This window comes from Micromonospora saelicesensis (assembly GCF_900091575.1).
Classification (GTDB): Bacteria; Actinomycetota; Actinomycetes; order Mycobacteriales; family Micromonosporaceae; genus Micromonospora; species Micromonospora saelicesensis.
Genome location: NZ_FMCR01000006.1, coordinates 16119 through 35632 on the forward strand (window position 1 = coordinate 16119; position 19514 = coordinate 35632).

The following is a 19514-nucleotide window of genomic DNA, read 5'->3' on the forward strand; positions in this document are numbered from 1 at the left end:
CGAGGGAAACGACGCCGCCCGCCTCCCGGTGACGCCACGACCCTCCGCCGACCTCGGCACCCGACGAGAAACGCCCCCGTCCGCGCGACTGACGAAGCACGGACGGGGGCGCGGTGGTCGTCGCTCAGTCGAAGATCGGGCTCTGCTCGCGGGTGCGCTTGAGCTCGTAGAAGCCCGGGGTACCGGCGACCAGCAGCACGCCGTCCCAGAGCCGGCCGGCGGCCTCCCCCTTCGGAGCCGGAGTGATCACCGGCCCGAAGAACGCGACCGGGGTGCCGTCCGGGCCGGGCGCGTGCACGACCGGGGTGCCCACGTCCTGCCCGACCGGGCGCATGCCCGCCTCGTGGCTGGCCCGCAGTGCCTCGTCGTAGTCGGTACTGTCGGCGGCCGCGGCCAGTGCCGGGTCGAGGCCGGCCTCGGTGAGCGCGGCCACGTACAGCTCCGGACCCCGCTCCTGCTTCTGCAGGTGGATCCGGGTGCCGAGCGCGGTGTAGAGCGGGCGCAACACGTCATTGCCGTGCAGCTGCTCGGCGGCGATGCAGACCCGCACCGGGCCCCACGCGGTCTTCAGGAACTCCTTGTACTCCTCGGGCAGCTCGTCCCGGCCGTCGTTGAGCACGGCCAGGCTCATCACGTGGAAGCGGATGTCCACATCCCGGATCTGCTCGACCTCAAGCAACCAGCGGGAGGTGATCCACGCCCACGGGCAGGCCGGGTCGAACCACATGTCGGCGGTGACACGTTCGGTCACGGTGAGATCCCTTCGCGACGGGTGGCGCCGACAGGTCGGCGTCTCAAGAGAATCTTCACCCCGCAGCGCAGCGACCGGCACCCGAATGAGAGCGTGACCTCGGCCACCGCGGGCTGCCCGTACATGGAAGACTCGAATCGGGCCAGCCGTCACGAGCGGTAGGCGAACGGGCGCCGCCGGGCGTACGGCGACATGTGGGATGGAGACGAACAGTGCCGGGAGTGCGCAACCTGACGCAGGTCGAGGCGACCGAGCGGGCACGCCTGCTCAACGTGACGGGGTATGACATCAGTCTGGACCTGTCCAGCGCCGTGCTGGCGGCCGGCGGCCGCACGTTCAGGTCGACGACCGAGGTCCGGTTCCGCTGCTCCGAACCGGGCGCGAGCACCTTCATCGAGCTGGCCGCCGAGTCGGTGCGGTCCGCGACGCTGAACGGCGCGCCCGTCGACCTCTCCGACTGGTCCGCCGAGAAGGGCCTGACCCTGTCCGGGTTGGACAGCGACAACGTGCTGGTGGTCGACGCCGACTTCGGTTACTCCAACAGCGGCCAGGGTCTGCACCGGACGGTCGACCCGGTGGACGGCGAGACGTACCTCTACAGCCAGTTCGAGACGGCCGACGCGCAGCGGGTGTTCGCCTGCTTCGACCAGCCCGACCTGAAGAGCGTCTACACCTGGCACGTCACCGTCCCGGCGCACTGGCGGGCGGTCTCCAACATGCCGGTGCAGCGGGAGGAGTCGGCGGGTGAGGCGCTCAAGACGCTGCACTTCACCGAGTCGCCCCGGATGAGCACCTACATCACGGCGATGTGCGCCGGGCCGTACCACGAGGTGCGCGACGCACACGACGGCATCGACCTGGGGGTGTTCTGCCGGGCGTCGATGGCACAGTACCTGGACTCCGACGACCTGTTCCTGATCACCAAGCAGGGCTTCGACTTCTTCCACGAGAAGTTCGGCGTGCGCTACCCGCTGCCGAAGTACGACCAGCTCTGGGTGCCCGACTTCAACGCCGGCGCGATGGAGAACTTCGGCTGCGTGACGCACGCCGAGTCGCACTACCTGTTCCGCTCGCAGGTCACCGACTTCGAGTACGAGCAGCGGGCCAACACGATCCTGCACGAACTGGCCCACATGTGGTTCGGTGACCTGGTCACCATGCGCTGGTGGAACGACCTGTGGCTGAACGAGTCGTTCGCCGAGTGGGCCAGCCACTGGTGCAACACCAACGCGACCCGGTTCACCGAGGCGTGGACGACCTTCCTGTCCATCCGGAAGAACTGGGGCTACCGGCAGGACCAGCTCTCCTCCACCCACCCGGTCTACACCGAGATGCCGGACATGGAGGCCGTGGAGGTCAACTTCGACGGCATCACCTACGCCAAGGGCGCGAGCGTGCTCAAGCAGCTCGTCGCGTACGTGGGTGAGGAGCCGTTCGTGGCCGGGCTGCGGGCCTACTTCGGCAAGCACGCCTGGGGCAACGCCACCTTCGACGACCTGCTCACCGAGCTGGAGGCCGCTTCCGGGCGGGAGCTGCGCAAGTTCGCCGCGCAGTGGTTGGAGACCGCGCAGGTCAACACGCTGCGGCCGGAGGTGACCATCGGGGCCGACGGCACGTACGAGCAGGTGCTGGTGCGGCAGGAGGCCCCGGCGGCGTACCCGACGCTGCGGACCCACCGCATCGGCGTGGGCCTGTACGACCTGACCGACGGGCGGCTGGTCCGTCGGGAGCGGTACGAGGTGGACGTGACCGGCGAGCACACGGATCTCGCCCCGCTGCGTGGCGTCCGGGCGGCCGACGTGTTGCTGCTCAACGACGACGACCTCAGCTACACCAAGCTGCGCCTCGACGAGCGCTCGATGGCGACAGTGGTGCAGCACATCGGTGGCTTCGACTCGTCGCTGGCCCGCGCTCTCTGCTGGACCGCCGCGTGGGACATGATCCGCGACGCCGAGCTGTCCGCCCGCGACTACGTGGCGCTGACGCTGAGCGGGCTGCCCGCGGAGACCGACATCAACCTGGTCACCGCCACCCTTCGGCAGGCGACCACCGCGCTCACCCTGTACGCCGACCCGGCCTGGGCACCGACCGGTTGGGCCGACCTGGCCCGTACCGCCCGCGACGCACTCGCCGCCGCCGAGCCCGGCAGCGGGTTCCAGTTGGCCTGGGCCCGCGCGTTCACCTCGGCGGTCCGCTCCGAGGAAGACCTGGCCACGCTGCGCGGTTGGCTGGACGGCACCGGCATGCCGGCCGGGCTGACCGTCGACACCGAGCTGCGCTGGTCGGTCCTCGCCGCGCTGGTGGCCAACGGTGCCGCCGGGACCGCCGAGATCGAGGCCGAGCTGAGCAGTGACCGCACGGCCAGCGGTGAGCGGGAAGCGGCGTACGCGCACGCGTTGATGCCGACGGCCGAGAACAAGGCCGCCGTGTGGGCCCTGCTCACCGGCCCGGACGCGCTGCCCAACTGGCGGCACCGGGCGCTGTTGCAGGGCTTCGCCCACCCGGCTCAGGTGGAGCTGGTCGCCCCGTACCGGGAGCGGTACTTCGCGGCGGTCGGGCAGGTGTGGGCCACCCGGGACAGCGAGCCGGCGCAGGAGTTCGCCCAGCTGGCGTACCCGACCTACCTGGTGGAGGACGACACGGTCGCGGCCACCGACGCGTGGCTGGCCGGTGACGGGCACCCCGCCCCGCTGCGTCGGCTGGTGGCCGAGGGCCGCGACGGTGTGGTGCGGGCGCTGAAGGCCCGCGCGAAGGACGCCCAGAGCGCCTGAGCAGCGTTGTCCGGCCCGGGGCCGGCGTGGGTGTGAGCCCGCGCCGGCCCCGGGCCGTCGGTTGCGAAGATCGTGCTCGAACACGGAAATAGGGGCCTCAGCCGCAGCCGAGGCCCCTATTTCCTGGATCGGGCACGATCTTGCGTGCCCGCGCGTCGTGTGTGGCTCAGCCCTTGCCGGCGTGGCTGGCGAGCTGGTCGAGGCCGTTGATGATGCCGCCGGCCAGGTCACCGCCGCTGAACGCGCCGACCATGGAGAGCGCGGCCAGCTTGGCGTACGTGTCCGGGATGCGCTTGCGGGCGTACCGCCCGGTGATGATCTCCAGCTGACGCTGGTTGGGCGACACGGCGATCAGCACCGACTTGTCGGGCTCGGCGAGCTGACGGTGCAGCCGCTGGGCGTGCTCGCGGATCGGCTCGTCGAGACCACCGACGAAGACCGAGAAGACCAGGCCGGTGCCCTTGTCGGCCAGGCGCAGGGCCTCGTCGATGCGCAGCAGCTGGCGGGTCGAGAACGGCCCGTCGAGCACCTCGGGCGGATTTTCCGACCCGGTCTGCTTCTCACCAACGGTCACTTGCGCCTCCGGTTCCACCGGCCGGCGCCTCGACGCTGGCCTGCTCAAGCTTGTGGCTGGTCAGCGCGGGCGCCTGCGCCCCCGCCGTCAGCGCGGTGCCGGCCGAGTCGGCCAGCTGCTCCGGGCGGCCCAGGAACCAGACCGGAGTGAAGTCGAAGGGCCGGCCCGGGCGGTAGCGCTTGGCGCCACCGCCACCGCCGGTGGCACCCCCACGGCTACCGGCGTACGACAGGCCGGCGATGACCAGCACCGCGGCCACCGGGATGCCGACGAAGACCAGCAACGTCTCGGTAACAGACAATCCCAACGCCCCCAGGCGGAAGAAGGACGACCTTGAACAACCGGGTCGGATGGACGATCACACTGCCGACCGCCCGACTCCGTCACCATTCACGTTAGCGGAGTCGACGGCCCGCCAGATTGCGGGGTGCCGATCCCATCCGTCACTGGAGTTCTCCAGTTGCGCAACGGTAGCGATAAGCCGCGCGTCGCCGCCGTACCGACCGGTGAGCAGCACCCCGACGGGCAGGCCGTCGGTCGTGGTACCCAGTGGCAGGGAGACGGAGGGATCACCGGTGACGTTGAAGATGGCGCAGTAGGGCGAGAACCGGCGTTGCCTGTCGAAGTCGGCGGCCGGGTCCGCGTCGGCGGTGAACCAGCCGACGGGGGCCTGCGGGGTGGCCAGGGTGGGACAGAGGAGCAGGTCGCAGCCAGCGGTGCGGCGGGCACCGAGGCGCACCTGCGCCTGCAACTCCCCGAGGGTGGCGGACAGGGTGCCGGCGGAGAGTTCGGCGCCCCGGGCCCGGAGCAGCCGGGTCAACGGCAGGAGCTCTGCCTCCCGCTGCGGTGGCACCGGGGCGAGCGCCAGGACGTACCAGAGGATCTCGAACAGCGGCCACGCCGCCGGCCCGAGCGGCGGCGGCACCTCGACCACCTCGTGGCCGGCGGCCGTGAGCAGCGCGGCGGCCCGGTCCACGGCGGCCACGCAGTCGGGGTGCACCGGCTCGTCGGCGAGCATCGGCGTGGTGAACCGGCCGATGCGTAGCGGACCGGGCTCGGCCCGGCGCGCGACGGCCAGGTAGCCGCCGGGCGGCGCGGGCGGCGGCAGGTAGGGCTCACCGGGGACCGGAACGGCCATGACGTCGAGCAGTGCCGCGACGTCGGTGACCGTCCGCCCGAGCGGGCCGCTGGTGGGCAGGCCGAACGCGCCAGAGCCGATCGGCCCGCCGGAGACGAGGCCCCGACTGGGCTTGTAGCCGACCAGGCCGCAGAGCGACGCCGGGATGCGCAGCGACCCACCGCCGTCGGACCCCTGGGCGACCGGGACCAGCCCGGCCGCGACCGCCGCCGCCGCGCCGCCGCTGGACCCGCCCGCGGTGTACGCCAACTGCCACGGGTTGCGGGCCGGCGGCGCGACCCGGCCCTCCGAGTAGAGCGAACAGCCCAGCTCGGAGGTGGTCGTCTTGCCCAGGCTGACCAGACCGGCGGCCTTGATGAAGCGGACCACGTCGGCATCGACCGGCGGGACGAAGTCGAAGAAGGCGGCCGAACCGAAGGTGGTGCGGACCCCGGCGGTGAGCGTCAGGTCCTTGATCGCGGTTGGCACGCCGTGCAGCGGGCCGCGCTCCTCGATCGGCACCGCGTCGGCGGCGCGCGCGGCCTGCCGGGCGAGGTCCGGTGTGACGGTGACGAACGCGCCCACGGTGTCGCCGAGCGCCGCCACCCGGCGCAGGGAATGCTCGACCAGGTCGACGCTGGACAGCTCGCCGCGGGTCATCGCGGCGGCCTGCTCCAACGCGGTCAGGTCGTGCGGCTCGGCCATGCCGTCATCCTGCCGGCAGTCGGTCGTTCCCGCAGCCGACACGCGCTGGCGACCGGAAACGGACCAACCGGACGCCGAGGGCGAGGTGCTGTGCTCAGCCGTGCAGGAAACGGAGGGCGTTGGTGGACAGGAGCTTGTCGCGTTGGTCGTCACTGAGGAAGTCGGCCGCGTGAACCACCGCGCCGGCCGGTCGTTCGCCCAGCGGGTACGGGTAGTCGCTGCCGACCAGCACCCGGTCCTCCCCCAGCGTGTCGACCAACAGCCGCAGGGCGGGCGGCGCGAAGACCACCGAGTCGACGCTGAACCGGTCGAGGTAGCTGCTGGGCGGGCCGGAGGACGCGCCCCGGACCAGGTCGCCACGGCGGTGCCAGGCGTTGTCGGCGCGGCCGAGCCAGAATGGGAAACTGCCGCCGCCGTGCGCGAAACAGATCCGCAGCGTCTCGGGCACCCGGTCGAAGACACCGCCGAGGATCATCGCCAGCACCGACAGGTGCGTCTCGGCGGGCATCCCGGTGAGCCACCGGGCCATCCAGCGGTCCAGTCGCGGCCCGCCGGGCATGTCCCACGGGTGGACGAAGACGGGTGCGCCCACCTCGGCACAGTGCTGAAGGAAGGTGACCACGCCGGCGTCGTCCAGGTCCCGGTCGCCGACGTGGTTGCCGATCTCCACGCCCACGTGCCCGGCGGCGAGGCTGCGGTCCAGCTCGGCACAGGCGGCGTCCGGGTCCTGGAGCGGCACCTGGCAGAACGGCACCAGTCGGTCACCTCCGGCCGCGGTGACCTCCAGGGTCAGGTCGTTGAAGATCCGGGCGACCTTCACCGCCTGGTCGGCCGGGCGGTCGTAGCTGAAGAAGACCGGGGTGGGCGAGACCACCTGCACGGCCACGCCGTCGGCGTCCATGTCGGCCAGTCGGCGCGACGCGTCCCAGCACTCGGCGCCGACCGGGCGGAACTCCGTCTCCCCCACCATGATCATGGCGGCGCGCTCGGAGTCGACCCGCAACCACGGCCAGCCGGACCCGCCGCACGCCGCGCCGAGGTCCGGCCAACCCTTCGGTACGACGTGCGTGTGCACGTCGACCACGCCTGCGGGCATCAGCCCTTGCCCGGGTGCAGGGTGCCGCAGTTGGCGCAGGTGCGTGCCTGCTCGTCTTCGTAGAACGCCTGGAACACCGGGGGCAGATCGGCGGCGATGTCGCGGACCTGCAACTCGACCTCGTGCACCTTGCTGCCGCACTCCGGGCAGTACCACTGGAACGTCTCCAGCGTGCCCTCCTCGCGGACCCGCTCGACGACCACGCCGATCGAGCCGGCCTCCGGCCGCTGCGGCGAGTGCGGGGTGTTGCGCGGCAACATCCACATCTGACCCTCGCGCACGTGCACCGTACGCGGCCCCTCCGGGGTGACCAGGTTGATGTGCATGTTGCCCTTGACCTGGTAGAAGAATTCCTCGTACGGGTCCACGTGGAAGTCGGTGCGCTGGTTGGGCCCGCCCACCACCATCACGATGAAGTCGTCCCCGCCGGGGAACATCTCCTTGTTGCCCACCGGGGGCTTCAACAGGTGCTGGTTGTCGGCGATCCAGCCCGGAAAGCTGAACGGCTCGGCGATCTCACTCACGACTGACCTCCCGAGGGAAGAAGGGCCACGGCCTGGATTTCGATCAGCAGGTGCGGGTGCGGCAGCTGGTGCACCGCCACCGTCGTACGGGTCGGTCCGGAGGCGTCGAAGAACTCGGCCCACACCTCGTTGTAACCACCGAAGTCGTTCATGTTGACCAGATACGTCGTCACCTGGACCAGGTCGGTGAGGTCCGCGCCGACCGAACGCAGCAGATCCCGCACGTTCTCGATGACGGCCCGTGTCTGCACCCGGATGTCGAGGTTGGTGGTGCCGAACCCGTCCACCTCGACACCGGCGAAGGTGTTGTCCGGGCGTCGCGACGAGGTACCGGAGACGAAGACGAACCCGCCGGCGACCTTGACGTGCGGAAAGGCTCCCCGCGGGACGGCCTTCCCGGCCACCACCCGGGCGGTCACGACGACGCCCGCAGCGAGGCCGTGCCGAGCTTCTCGACGACGGCACGGACGTGGGCGCCGGGACGCAGTGGCACAGCGGCGGTGGCGGCACCGGCCAGGAAGACCCAGCCGGACTCCAGCCGCACCCCGTGCCGGCCGGCCAGCCGGATCCCCTCGTCGAGCGCCCGGCGCGGATCACCGAGGATCGCCGCCGTCGAGCCGACCTGCGCCACCCGCCCGTCGACCTCCAACAGCACACCCAGGTTGTCCAGCCCCGCCGGCACCGGCGACCACGGCCCGATCACGAAGGCGGCGGCCGAGGTGTTGTCCGCGACCACGTCCGGCAGCGAGAAACGGAAGTCCGCGTAGCGGGAGTCGATCAACTCGATGGCCGGGGCGACCGCGCGGACCGCCGTGGCGAAGTCGCCGACCGGCTCGCCCGGCTCGGGCAGCCGGTCCAGCAGGAACGCCACCTCCGGCTCGACCCGGGGGTGGATGTACGCGGCCGGGTCCACCACACCGCCGTCGGGCACCCGCATCGCGTTGGTGAGCCGCCCCCAGATCACCTCGTCCACGCCGACCTGGGCCATCTTCGCCCTGCTGGTCAGCCCCATCTTCAACCCGACGAGCCGCTCACCGGCGTTCAGCCGGCGTTGCAGCAGCGCGGCCTGCACGGCGTACGCGGTGTCCACGTCGAGGCCGGTCTCGGCGGCGAGCTGCGGGATCGCGGTGGCCGTGTCGGCCGCCGCGCCCAGCTTCTCGGCGATCCCCGTGATGTCCACGCCGATCATGCTGCGCCACCTTCCGTTCGCGACTGCGGGGCTCGCAAACCCGGCTCACTCCTCGCGCTCACAGCCTGCTCCTTGTCGGCCAGGTCGAGTGCCACGTCCACGATCATGTCCTCCTGGCCGCCCACCATCCGGCGGCGGCCCAGCTCGACCAGGATCGACCGGACGTCCACGCCGTACTTGGTGGAGGCCCGCTCGGCGTGCCGCAGGAAGCTGGAGTAGACCCCGGCGTACCCAAGGGAGAGCGTCTCCCGGTCCACCTGGACCGGCCGGTCCTGCAGCGGGCGGACGATGTCGTCGGCGGCGTCCATCAGCGCGAACACGTCGCAGCCGTGCTTCCAGCCGTGCAGCTCGGCGACCGCGACGAAGACCTCCAGCGGGGCGTTGCCGGCGCCCGCGCCCATGCCCGCGAGGGAGGCGTCGACGCGGACGGTCCGGCCGTGCACCGCGTCGGGGCCGACCGGCGCGGACCCGGTGACCCGGCCGTGCTCGACGGCGAGCACGCTGTTGGCCACCCCGAGCGACAGGTTGTGGTGGGCGTGGATGCCGATCTGCGTCTCCGGGGCGAGGACCTGCCGGTACGCGTCGACACGCTGCGCCACGTCGGACATCAGCAGCCGGCCGCCCGAGTCGGTGACGTAGACGCAGTGCGCCCCGTACGACTCCATGAGCTTGGCCTGCCCGGCGAGCCCGGCCGCATCGAACATGTGCGACATCATCAGGAACCCGGCCACGTCCATGCCGTTCTCCCGGGCCCAGGAGATGTGCTGGGCGGAGATGTCCGCCTCCGTGCAGTGGGTGGCGATCCGGACGCTGGTCACCCCGAGCGCCTTCGCGGCCTTCAGGTCGGCGATCGTGCCGATGCCCGGCAGCAGCAGGGTGGTCAGTTTCGCAGTGGTCAGCACCTCGGCCGCCGCCGAGATCCACTCCGCGTCGCTGGCGGCGCCGTGGCCGTAGTTGACGCTGGATCCGGCGAGACCGTCGCCGTGCGCCACCTCGATGGCGGCCACCCCGGCGGCGTCCAACGCGGCGGCGATGGTGCGTACGTGGTCGACTGTGTACTGGTGGGCGATGGCGTGCATGCCGTCGCGCAGTGTCACGTCCTGGATGTACAGCTCGGTCATGGCGCGGCCACCTCCGAAGAACGCAGGGCGACCAGCCGCTCCGCGGTGCGCAGCGCGGCGGAGGTCATGATGTCCAGGTTCCCGGCGTACGCGGGCAGGTAGTGCCCGGCGCCGGAGACCTCCAGGAAGACCGACACCTGAAGAGCGGTGAGCCGCCGCCCGAGCGTCGGCAGGTACGCCTCGACCCGGTCGAACTGCACGTCCTGCTTGAGCCGGTAGCCGGGGACGTACTCCTGCACGGCCGCCACCATCTCGGCGACCGAGGCGGCGATGGCGTCGGTGTCGGCGTCGGCGTCCGGGCAGAGGCAGTAGACGGTGTCGCGCATCAGCAGCGGCGGGTCCGCCGGGTTCAGCACGATGATCGCCTTGCCCCGCTCGGCCCCGCCCACCACCTCGATGGCCCGGGCCGTGGTCTCGGTGAACTCGTCGATGTTGGCCCGGGTGCCCGGCCCGGCGGACTTCGACGCGATCGACGCGACGATCTCCCCGTACGCCACCGGGGTGACGCGGCGTACCGCGGCGACGATCGGCACTGTCGCCTGCCCGCCGCAGGTCACCATGTTGACGTTGGGCTGGTGCAGGTGCTCGTCGAGGTTGACCGGCGGCACCACGTACGGGCCGAGCGCGGCCGGGGTCAGGTCGACCACGGTGCGGCCGAGGGCGCGCAACACCTCGTCGTGGCGTCGGTGCGCGCCGGCCGAGGTGGCGTCGAACACCAGCTCGACGTCGGCGAACTCGGGCATCGCCACGAGCCCGTCCACCCCGTCGGCGGTGGTGGCGACGCCGAGCCGGCGAGCGCGCGCCAGGCCGTCGGAGGCCGGGTCGATGCCGGCCATCGCCACCATGCGCAGGCTCTCGCTGAGCCGTAACACCTTGATCATCAGATCGGTACCGATGTTGCCGGAACCGAGCACCGCCACACCGGTCACTGGTTGTCTCCCTTGCTGAAACTCGTGCGAACCGAGCCCAGTCCGGAGATCCGGGCCTCGTACGCGGCACCCGGGGTGACCGGCACCATCGGACCGAGCGCCCCGGAGAGCACCACGTCTCCGGCGCGCAGCGGATCGCCGGCGCGGGCCAGGGTGCCGGCCAACCACTGCAGGGCGTGCAGCGGGTTGCCCAGGCAGGCGGCGCCCGCGCCCACCGAGACCGGCTCGCCGGCGTGCTCCAGCACCATTCCGCACAGTCGCAGGTCCACGTCGGCGAGCCGGCGCGGCGTGGTGCCGAGCACGAAGAGCCCGCTGGAGGCGTTGTCGGCGACGGTGTCCACGATGGAGATGTCCCAGGCGGCGATCCGGGAGTCGACGATCTCGATCGCTGGCAGCACGTGGTCGACCGCGCGGATCAGGTCGACAGTGGTGAGCTGCGGGTTCGGGAGATCCTTGTCGAGCACGAAGGCGATCTCCGCCTCCACGCGGGGCTGGAGCAGCCGGTCGATGGGCACCTCGACCCCGTCACCGACCGCCATGGCGTCGGTCAGCATGCCGAAGTCCGGCTGGAACACCCCGAAGGTCTCCTGCACGGCCCGGGAGGTCAACCCGATCTTCGCGCCGACCCGGCGTTCGCCACGGCCCTGCCAGGCCCGCGCCTGGAGTTGCTGCACCCGGTACGCGGCCTCGACGTCGCCCTCCGGCAGCAGCCGGCCCCGAAGCGGCGCGCACGGCTTGCCGGTGCTGCGGGCGTCGGCCAACTCCCGGTTGGCGGCCTCGATGTCAGCTTCCATGCCCGCTCCCTCGCTACGGCTCACGACAGGTCCACGCAGACGTTTGTGAGTTCGGAGTAGAAGTTCAGCGAGTGCACGCCGCCCTCGCGACCGATCCCGGACGCCTTCACCCCGCCGAACGGGGTACGCAGGTCACGCAGGAACCAGGTGTTGACCCAGACGATGCCGGCGTCGAGTCGGGCGCCGGCCCGGTGCGCGACGCCCACGTCCCGGGTCCACACGGTCGCCGCCAGGCCGTACTCGGTGCCGTTGGCGAAGGCGTACGCCTCGTCCTCGGTGTCGAACGGCGCGACGTGCACCACCGGGCCGAAGATCTCCTCGCGGTTGGTGCGGGCGTCCGGGCCGAGCCCGGTGAGCACCGTCGGCTGCACGTACGACCCGCCGTCGCGGGTGTCGCCGAAGGTGGGCGTGCCGCCACCGGTGAGCACCTCGGCGCCCTCCGAGCGGGCCAGCTCGTACGCGCCGAGCACCTTCGCCCGGTGCTGGTGGGAGATCAGCGGCATGGTGGCGGTGGCCTCGTCGGTCGGCCAGCCGTACGCCAGCTCGCCGGCCCGCTTCGCCAGCCGGGCGGTGAACTCCTCGAACACCGGGCGCTGCACGTAGATGCGCTCGGTGCAGAGGCACACCTGCCCACCGTTGGTGAAGCTGGACCGCACCGAGCCGGCCACCGCGGCGTCCAGGTCGGCGTCGGCGAAGACCAGGCCGGCGTTCTTGCCGCCGAGTTCGAAGCTCACCGCCTTCACCCCGTCGGCGGCGGCCCGCATGATCGCGCCGCCGGTGGCCGACTCGCCGGTGAAGGTGATCGCGTCGACGCCCGGGTGACGGGTGAGGAACTCGCCCGCCGAGTCCGGCCCGAAACCGTGCACCAGGTTGAACACCCCGGCCGGTACGCCGGCGGCGGCCATCACCTCGGCGAGCACCGTCGCCGAGGCGGGAGTCTCCTCGCTGGGCTTGACCACGACGGCGTTGCCGCAGGCCAGCGCCGGAGCCACCTTCCAGGTGAGCAGCAGCAGCGGCAGGTTCCACGGCACGATGACCGCGACCACGCCGACCGGCTTGCGCAGCGCGTAGTTGAGTGCCCGGCCGCCGGTCGGGGTGACAGTCGTGAACGACTCGGTGGGGGCGGTCGCCACGATCTCCGCGAACGCCCGGAAGTTCGCGGCGCCGCGCGGAATGTCCAGGGTGCGGGCCTGGGCGATGGACTTGCCGGTGTCGGCGACCTCGGCGGTGACCAGGTCGTCGAAACGGCGCTCCAGCTCGTCGGCGACGCGGCGCAGCACCTCGGCGCGCTCGCGCTCCCCCATCCGGCCCCACGGCCCCCGCAGTGCCGCCCGGGCGGCGGCCACCGCGTCGTCGACAGTGGACTGCGATGCCTCGTCCACCTCGAAGACCTGCTCCCCGGTGACCGGGCTGGCCTTGGCGAACGTACTAGCGCCGTCGACGAACTCGCCGGCGACGAAGTTGCGCAACCGCTGCGGGCCACTCGGCGCGTGGCCGGCCATCAGCCGCGGATCCCAGTTGCCGGTCATGCCCGCCTCCCTCGGCTCAGTGCCGCACCGATCGCGCCGACCAGCAGCAGCGCGGCCCCACCGACGACCGCCCCGAGCACCCGGTGCTGTCGGCGTACCCGGCGGCGAACCTCCGCGTACGGGGTGGTGGAGAACGACACCAGCTCGTACTGGGAAACGTACCGGCCGGGCAGTGCCCGTTCCAGTGCGTGCTCCACCCGCCGCCGGGTCTGGAACACCGGGGAGGCGACCTTGTCCCGCATCTCCACGAAGTTGGTCAGCGCCATCGTCGCGATGGCCTCGGCGTTCTCCTGTCGGCGCCGCTGGAACAGCGGCAGCGCCGCCAACCAGTCGTCGGCGCACTCGTCCAGGCAGCGGTCCAGTTCCACCACGTCCTCGAAGGCGCAGTTGGCGCCCTGGCCGTAGAACGGCACGATGGCGTGCGCCGCGTCGCCGAGCAGGCCGACCTTCCCGTTGACCTGCCACGGGGTGCAGCGCACAGTGCCGAGTACGCCCACCGGGTTGTGCTGGTAGTCGTCGACCAGGTTCGGGGCCAGCGGGACCACGTCCGGGTAGTGCTCGGTGAAGTGCCGTTCGATCTCCGCCGGGCTGGTCAGCGAGGCGAAGCTGCCGGCACCGTCGTTGGGCCAGAACAGCGTGCAGGTGAAGGAGCGGTCCGGGTTCGGCAGCGCGATCATCATCGAGGTGCCGCGCGGCCAGATGTGCAGCGCGTCCTCCTCCAGGGCGAAGTCCCCGCCCAGCGGCGGAATCGTCAGCTCCTTGTAGCCGTAGTCGAGGAAGTCCACGCTCTCGTCCAGCAGCCCGTACGCCAGCAGTTGCCCGCGCACCGCGGAGCCGGCGCCGTCGGCACCCAGCACGACCGACGCCTTCGCCGCGACCGGGCCCTGCGGGGTCTCGAAGCTCAGGGCGCCGTCGGTCGGGTCGAGCCCGACCAGCCGGTGGTCGAAGACGACCCGCACGCCCGGCAGCGCGGCGGCCTCGTCCAGCAGGGCGTTGTTCAGCGCACCCCGGCTGATCGAGTTGATCGCCCGGTCGCCGGCCGCGCTGTACGACTGGAACTGCTGCTCGCCCTCGACCGGGTGGATCATCCGGCCGCGCATCGGCAGCGCGTCGGTCATCACCTGCTCGGCCAGCCCGATGCGGCGCAACGCGTCCAGGCCGCGCTCGGAGAGCGCCAGGTTGATCGAGCGACCGCGTTCGGCGGTGCCGGCGCGCGGGTCGGAGCGGCGCTCGTAGAGGGCCACCGGGTAGCCACGCCGGGCCAGGAAGCAGGCCGCCAGACAGCCGGCCAGCCCGGCACCGATGATCGCGATCTCGTCGCGCCGCGCGGTCATGAGGTCGCCCCCACCGTCGCCGCGAGCGCGGCGGCGGCACGCCAGCAGTCGAGGTACGTGGAGTACAGCGGCACCGGGGCGAACCGCACGACGTCGGGTTCGCGGGCGTCGGCGATGACCCCGTGCTCGTACCGTAGGCGTTTGGTCAGCTCGTTGGCGCTGCCGGAACCGATGCGCACGGAGAGCTGGCAGCCCCGACGGGCCGGGTCGCGCGGGGTGACCACCCGCAGCGGCCGGCCGACGGTCACCTCGTCGAGCAGTGACTCCAGCCAGCCGGTGAGGCGCTGGCTGCGCTCGCGCAGCGCGGTCATCCCCACCGCGTCGAACAGCTCCAGCGATGTACGCACCGGACCCATCGCGAAGATGGGCGGGTTGGAGATCTGCCAGGCCTCCACAGTGGCCGGTGGCCGGGACACCGGCGTCATCTCGAACCGGGTGGCCGCCGCGGTGCTCCACCATCCCTCGAACCGGGGCAGGTTCTCGTCGCCGAGGTGCCGCTCGTGCACGAAGACGCCCGCCAGCGCACCCGGGCCGGAGTTCAGGTACTTGTAGGAGCACCACGCGGCGAAGTCGACGTCCCAGTCGTGCAGGGCCAGCGGCACGTTGCCGACCGCGTGGGCCAGGTCCCAACCGACCACCGCGCCGGCGGCCCGGCCGGCAGCCGTGATCGCCGGGATGTCCAGCAGCTCACCGGTGAGGTAGTTGACCCCGCCGAGCAGCAGCAGCGCCACCCGGTCGCCCTCGGCGGCCAGGTAGTCGGTCACGTCCTCGGTGCGCAGGGCGTCCTCACCCGCGCGCGGACGCAACCGGACCACTGTGTCGTCCGGGTCCAGGCCGTGAAACCGGGCCTGGCTGCGCACGGCGTAGCTGTCCGAGGGGAACGCAGCGTCCTCGATGACGATGCGGGTGCGCGCGCCGGCCGGTCGGTAGAAACTCACCATCAGCAGGTGCAGGTTGACAGTGAGCGAGTTCATCACCACGGCCTCCGCGGGCCGGGCGCCGACCAGTCGCGCGGCCGGCCCGGTCAACAACTCGTGGTACGGCAGCCAGGGGCGCTCCGCCTCCAGGTGCCCCTCCACGCCGAGCCGCCCCCACGCGTCCAGGTCGGCCAGCAGTTCGTCGCGGGTGGCCCGAGGTTGCAGGCCGAGCGAGTTGCCGGCCAGGTACGCCGACTCGGGGTGGTCGCCGCCGTCGGCCGGCGGCACGTGGAACAGGTGCCGGTGACCGGGGTCGGCCTCGTCACGGCGATGCGCTTCCGCTTCGCCAGCGGCGAGGCCCAGCGGCTCGGCTTGAGGGGTCGTCATTGCTCTTCTCGCTCTCCGGTCACATCGCGGTGCGGGCTGACCACAGCTCCGGGAAGACCACCCGGGCCATGCTGCGCTGCAACCACGCCAGGCCGGCGGAGCCTCCGCTGCCGACCTTGGCACCCATCGTCCGCTGCACCGCCTTGACGTGGTTCCAGCGCCAGTCGCCGAACTCCTCGGCGACAGCGCTCAGCGCCTCGCCGAGCAGCCGCAGGTGATTGTCCGGGCTGGCGTCGTCGTAGATCCGCACCCAGGCCGCCTCGACCAACGGGTGCGGGTCGTGTTCGACTGCCACGTCCCGGTCGAGCAGGTCGGCGGGGAGGTCGAAGCCGCGCCGGGCGAGCAGCGCGAGCACATCGTCCCAGAGACTCGGGGTGGCCAGCGCGGCGCTCAGCTCGGCGTGCACCTCGGCCTGCCGGCGGAACGGGCGGATCAGCGTCGGGTCGCGCAGCCCGAGCAGGAACTCCAACTGCCGGTACATCGCCGACTGGAAGCCGGAGGCCTCACCGAGCAGATTGCGGAACCGGTTGAAGTCGGCCGGGCTCATCCAGCGCAGGCCCTGCCAGGCGGCGTTGAGCCCCTCCAGGTGCAGCTTGGCTCGGCCCAGCGGGGCCAACGCCTCCCAGATCTGGTCGGCGCGGATCAGCCGCTGGGTCTCCCGCAGCTCGTGGCAGGTCAGCCCGAAGTACAGCTCCATGATCTGGCTGACCATCAGGAAGGACATCTCGCCCGGGTCGCTGCTGAGCGGGTGCTGCATCTTGTGCAGGGCGCTGGCCTGCACGTACGCGTCGTACGGCACCATGTCGGCGAACTCCAGCGTCGGCTCACCACCGGTGCGCTCCGCCTGCGCGGCGCGCTGCCCGGGGGTCACCGGTTGCACCGTGGCACGGCGGTTCGGCGCCCGCCGCTCCGTCTGATCCACCATCTCGTCTCCCTCCCCCGGACTTGCCGACGTCATGATCTCGCGGTCGGATCGGCCTGCGGAATGCCGAATCAACGGCTCTCGGTCCCTTCACCTGGCAAACCAAAGGCAACTAGGCGAAGTCGGTTCACGAAAGTAAGGTCTGAGCGTGGACGACATGGACTGGGCGCTGCTGCGCGAGTTGCAGGCCGACGCGCGGCTCTCCTTCAGCGAGTTGTCCCGCCGGGTGCACCTGTCCCCACCGTCGGTCGCGGAGCGGGTGCGCCGGCTGGAGGAGGCCGGGATCATCACCGGCTACCACGCCCACGTCGACCTGAGCCGCGCCGGCCGTACCGTGGTCGCGCTGATCCGGATGTCCTGCTACGGCGCGCGGTGCATCCTGCACGACCCGGCGGTGGCCGACTGGCCGGAGATCCTGGAGATCCACCGGATCACCGGGGACGCGTGCAGCGTGCTGAAGGTGGCGGCCGGCTCGATCGGCGCGTTCGAGGGGGTCATCGACCGTCTCGCCCCGTACGGCCAACCGTCGAGCACGATGGTCCTCTCCTCCCCGCTGAACTGGCACCCCGTCACCCCCCTCCCCGCCACCGGCCCCATCCCCCGCCCCCGCTGACCCCGCCCACAGTGCGGGTTTGCCCCCGCGCCAACGGGAAAGCAGCCGGCGTGCCCAGGGGAGGGTTCCGGCGGTCGTCGCCGGTTGGGGGGAAATCATGCAGGCAATCCGCACGATCAACCGCGCGCTCTCGTCCGTACTGACACTGGTGGGGCTGGTCGGGGCGTTCGTCCTGTTGTCGGTCGCGCCGGCGCGAGCCGGCGAGAACGTCTTCGTTGAGGTGACACCGAACAGCGTCCAGGCCGGCAGCCGGGTCAACATCAAGGCGAGCTGCGACAACGACAACAACAACCGACAGTCCAGCGTGCACTCCGACGCGTTCGGGCACGTCATGCTCAAACCGGACAAGGGTTTCCTGACCGGGCAGGCCACCATTGCCAGGGACAAGGCGGCCGGTGACTACCCGGTCGACCTGCGCTGCGAGAACGGCCAGACGTCGTCGACCACGTTGACCGTGTTGAACATGGCCTCACCCAGCAAGGGTCCGGCGACCGGTGGCGGTGGGATGGCCGGCGGGCGCGGCACCGGCTCGCTGCTGGTGCTCGGTGGCGTGGCGTTGGTGGCCACCGCGATCGTGCTCGGGATGGCCGGCGGCCGACGTCGACCGGGAGCCGGCTCCTGAGCCGGATCACCCATGACCCGCAGATCCGCGCGTGCGCGGCGGGATCGCCGCGCACGCCTCCGGGCCGGGCCGGCGCTGCGCGCGTCGGGCCGGCTGTTGGCCCGCGTCTCCGGACGGCTGCGCCGGGTCGCCGGGCAGGCCGTGTCGGCCAGCGTCACCACCACCGATCCGGCCGCCCGCCCGCTGCCGCCGCGACGTCCGGCCGCGCCGGGGTCGGCCCGACACCGGTTCGGTACGAGCCCCGGGTTGCCGGTGCTGGCCATCGCCGCGCTGATGGTGCTGATCGTGGCGATGCTCGGCGTCGAGCAGGTGACCGGAATGAGCCTGCTGCCGGACCGGCTCAGCGCCGGCCTGCGACCGCCGCCGAAGAAGTTCCCGGTACTGCTGGCAAGCCATCCCACCAGCCTCGCCATCGAGAAGATCGACGTGCGGGCGCCCGTACACGACGTGGGCATCGCCCCGGACGGCACGATCGCCGTGCCGGACGCGGCCCGCGCCCAGGAGGCCGGCTGGTACGACCAGGGGCCCACCCCGGGCCAGTACGGCCCAGCCGTGATCGTCGGGCACGTCGACACCACCAGCGGACCGGCGGTCTTCCACAAACTCCGCGAGCTGCGCTCCGGTGACGAGATCGAGGTCACCCGCACCGACCAGCGCGTGGCGGTCTTCGAGGTCAACTCGGTGGAGAAGTTCGACAAGGGCCGGCTGCCGGTGGACGAGGTGTACGGCGACTTCAGCCGCCCGAGCCTCCGACTGATCACCTGCGGCGGCCAGTGGGTCGGCGGCGAGACCGGCTACGCGGACAACGTGGTGGTCTTCGCCTCGCTGGTCAAGGCGCGTTCAGGCGGCTGACCGGTGTCGACGTACTCGGCGAGCCGGGCGGCCCCGGTGAGCATGGCCCGGCCTCGCTCGGTGAGCCGTTGCCGCCACTGGCGCAGCGAGGCGGCGAGCGGTTCGGCACCGCCGGCGTCGCGCACTCGACGCAGCACGCCGGCGATGTGGTCGAGCCGGTACCCGCCGCGGCGCAACAGGTGGGCCAGTTCGGCGTCCCGGACGTCGTCAGGAAGGTAGAGCCGGTAGTGGGTCACCGGGTCACGTACCGGTCGCAGCATCCCGGCCCGCTCCCATTTGCGCAGCGTGGCCGCCTGTAGACCGAGCCGGTGAGCCAGCACGCTGATCGGCACGGCTTTCTGGCTCTGCGGTTGCGGTCTCGTTCCGGTGAGCGTCGCCACCGCCGCCTCGACCGCGTCCAGGGTCTCCCGATCGCGCTGGAGCAGGGCATGACCCTGGTCGATGGTGCGCAACGCCGTGTCGATCTCGCCTCGGTTGACGGCCCGCATGATCTCGCCACTGGCCGCATAGCCGTGGCCCGGGATCAACGCGAGGTAGGCATGCAGCGCCTTGGCGTGCAGCTCGGTGAAGCGACGGTAGCCGTTCGGGGTGCGCTGGGCCGGAGGCAGGACGCCGTCTCGTTCGTAGTTGCGCACGGCCTGCGCGGAGAGACCGTGGGCGCGCGCGAGGTCGACCGGTCGGCGTACCCCCGGGTTTGAAGGTTTTGTGGCTGTCACCGCGCTCCACCGCTCGTGAGTTTCAACCGCTGGTTCAACGATACGGTTCAT

At 71.7% G+C, this 19514-nt stretch carries 20 protein-coding genes; 4 read left to right on the top strand and 16 right to left on the bottom strand.

All coding sequences use genetic code 11. The features are described 5' to 3' along the window. Positions 1-124: 124 nt before the first annotated feature. Positions 125-751, bottom strand: a complete 627-nt coding sequence (locus tag GA0070561_RS24055; RefSeq protein ID WP_091405414.1) for a mycothiol-dependent nitroreductase Rv2466c family protein — start codon at positions 749-751, stop codon at positions 125-127. Between the two features lie 221 nt (positions 752-972). Between GA0070561_RS24055 and pepN the strand changes: the two genes are divergently transcribed. Further along, positions 973-3522 (top strand): aminopeptidase N, encoded by a 2550-nt coding sequence (gene pepN / locus GA0070561_RS24060; protein ID WP_091405416.1) that lies wholly within the window; start codon positions 973-975, stop codon positions 3520-3522. Between the two features lie 166 nt (positions 3523-3688). On the opposite strand, the gene GA0070561_RS24065 is transcribed toward pepN, so the two are convergent. The 14 genes from GA0070561_RS24065 to GA0070561_RS24130 all read right to left on the bottom strand — a co-directional run bounded on the left by GA0070561_RS24065 (position 3689) and on the right by GA0070561_RS24130 (position 16660). Then, positions 3689-4096 carry a DUF5130 family protein gene (locus tag GA0070561_RS24065; RefSeq protein WP_091405419.1) on the bottom strand — a complete coding sequence of 136 codons (408 nt, stop codon included), beginning with the start codon at positions 4094-4096 and terminating at the stop codon, positions 3689-3691. Continuing rightward, positions 4083-4397, bottom strand: coding sequence for an aa3-type cytochrome oxidase subunit CtaJ (ctaJ, locus tag GA0070561_RS24070; RefSeq protein ID WP_433354287.1), 315 nt, complete (start codon positions 4395-4397; stop codon positions 4083-4085). Before ctaJ ends, GA0070561_RS24065 begins: the two co-directional genes overlap by 14 nt. Before the next feature lie 57 nt (positions 4398-4454). Further along, on the bottom strand, positions 4455-5918 hold the full coding sequence (locus GA0070561_RS24075; RefSeq protein ID WP_091405425.1) for an amidase: 1464 nt from the start codon (positions 5916-5918) through the stop codon (positions 4455-4457). 94 nt (positions 5919-6012) lie between these two features. Next, positions 6013-7014, bottom strand: a complete 1002-nt coding sequence (locus tag GA0070561_RS24080) for an amidohydrolase family protein (RefSeq protein ID WP_091405430.1) — start codon at positions 7012-7014, stop codon at positions 6013-6015. Further along, positions 7014-7538 carry a 3-hydroxyanthranilate 3,4-dioxygenase gene (locus GA0070561_RS24085; protein ID WP_091405434.1) on the bottom strand — a complete coding sequence of 175 codons (525 nt, stop codon included), beginning with the start codon at positions 7536-7538 and terminating at the stop codon, positions 7014-7016. Before GA0070561_RS24085 ends, GA0070561_RS24080 begins: the two co-directional genes overlap by 1 nt. Beyond that, complete coding sequence (locus tag GA0070561_RS24090; RefSeq protein WP_091405437.1) at positions 7535-7957, bottom strand: RidA family protein; 423 nt, start codon at positions 7955-7957, stop codon at positions 7535-7537. The genes GA0070561_RS24085 and GA0070561_RS24090 overlap by 4 nt, the downstream gene beginning before the upstream one ends. After that, entirely contained in the window at positions 7954-8727 is a 774-nt protein-coding gene (locus GA0070561_RS24095) for a 2-keto-4-pentenoate hydratase (RefSeq protein ID WP_091405440.1), read from the bottom strand. The genes GA0070561_RS24090 and GA0070561_RS24095 overlap by 4 nt, the downstream gene beginning before the upstream one ends. Then, positions 8724-9848 (bottom strand): 4-hydroxy-2-oxovalerate aldolase, encoded by a 1125-nt coding sequence (dmpG, locus tag GA0070561_RS24100; protein ID WP_167362489.1) that lies wholly within the window; start codon positions 9846-9848, stop codon positions 8724-8726. The genes GA0070561_RS24095 and dmpG overlap by 4 nt, the downstream gene beginning before the upstream one ends. Next, complete coding sequence (locus tag GA0070561_RS24105) at positions 9845-10777, bottom strand: acetaldehyde dehydrogenase (acetylating) (protein WP_258401084.1); 933 nt, start codon at positions 10775-10777, stop codon at positions 9845-9847. The genes dmpG and GA0070561_RS24105 overlap by 4 nt, the downstream gene beginning before the upstream one ends. After that, positions 10774-11571, bottom strand: coding sequence for a 2-keto-4-pentenoate hydratase (locus GA0070561_RS24110; RefSeq protein WP_091405443.1), 798 nt, complete (start codon positions 11569-11571; stop codon positions 10774-10776). Before GA0070561_RS24110 ends, GA0070561_RS24105 begins: the two co-directional genes overlap by 4 nt. A 20-nt stretch (positions 11572-11591) precedes the next feature. After that, positions 11592-13073 (bottom strand): 2-hydroxymuconic semialdehyde dehydrogenase, encoded by a 1482-nt coding sequence (locus GA0070561_RS24115; protein ID WP_091406437.1) that lies wholly within the window; start codon positions 13071-13073, stop codon positions 11592-11594. 23 nt (positions 13074-13096) lie between these two features. Continuing rightward, the gene (locus tag GA0070561_RS24120; protein WP_091405446.1) at positions 13097-14434 is read right to left on the bottom strand and encodes an FAD-dependent oxidoreductase; all 1338 of its coding nucleotides are present in this window, start codon (positions 14432-14434) and stop codon (positions 13097-13099) included. Then, complete coding sequence (gene kynU, locus GA0070561_RS24125) at positions 14431-15738, bottom strand: kynureninase (protein WP_091405450.1); 1308 nt, start codon at positions 15736-15738, stop codon at positions 14431-14433. Before kynU ends, GA0070561_RS24120 begins: the two co-directional genes overlap by 4 nt. Positions 15739-15757: 19 nt before the next feature. After that, complete coding sequence (locus GA0070561_RS24130) at positions 15758-16660, bottom strand: tryptophan 2,3-dioxygenase (RefSeq protein ID WP_091406439.1); 903 nt, start codon at positions 16658-16660, stop codon at positions 15758-15760. A gap of 148 nt (positions 16661-16808) precedes the next feature. Between GA0070561_RS24130 and GA0070561_RS24135 the strand changes: the two genes are divergently transcribed. The 3 genes from GA0070561_RS24135 (at position 16809) to GA0070561_RS24145 (ending at position 18747) form a co-directional block, all read left to right on the top strand. Beyond that, positions 16809-17273, top strand: coding sequence for an Lrp/AsnC family transcriptional regulator (locus GA0070561_RS24135; protein WP_091405454.1), 465 nt, complete (start codon positions 16809-16811; stop codon positions 17271-17273). A gap of 97 nt (positions 17274-17370) precedes the next feature. Then, complete coding sequence (locus GA0070561_RS24140; RefSeq protein ID WP_181541042.1) at positions 17371-17895, top strand: hypothetical protein; 525 nt, start codon at positions 17371-17373, stop codon at positions 17893-17895. Between the two features lie 75 nt (positions 17896-17970). Further along, positions 17971-18747, top strand: coding sequence for a class F sortase (locus GA0070561_RS24145; protein ID WP_244166435.1), 777 nt, complete (start codon positions 17971-17973; stop codon positions 18745-18747). Here GA0070561_RS24145 and GA0070561_RS24150 read toward each other — a convergent pair. Further along, a complete protein-coding gene (locus tag GA0070561_RS24150) occupies positions 18690-19463 on the bottom strand; it encodes a MerR family transcriptional regulator (protein ID WP_244166419.1) in 774 nt (257 codons plus the stop codon). The two genes, GA0070561_RS24145 and GA0070561_RS24150, sit on opposite strands and share 58 nt — an antisense overlap. Positions 19464-19514: the final 51 nt, after the last annotated feature.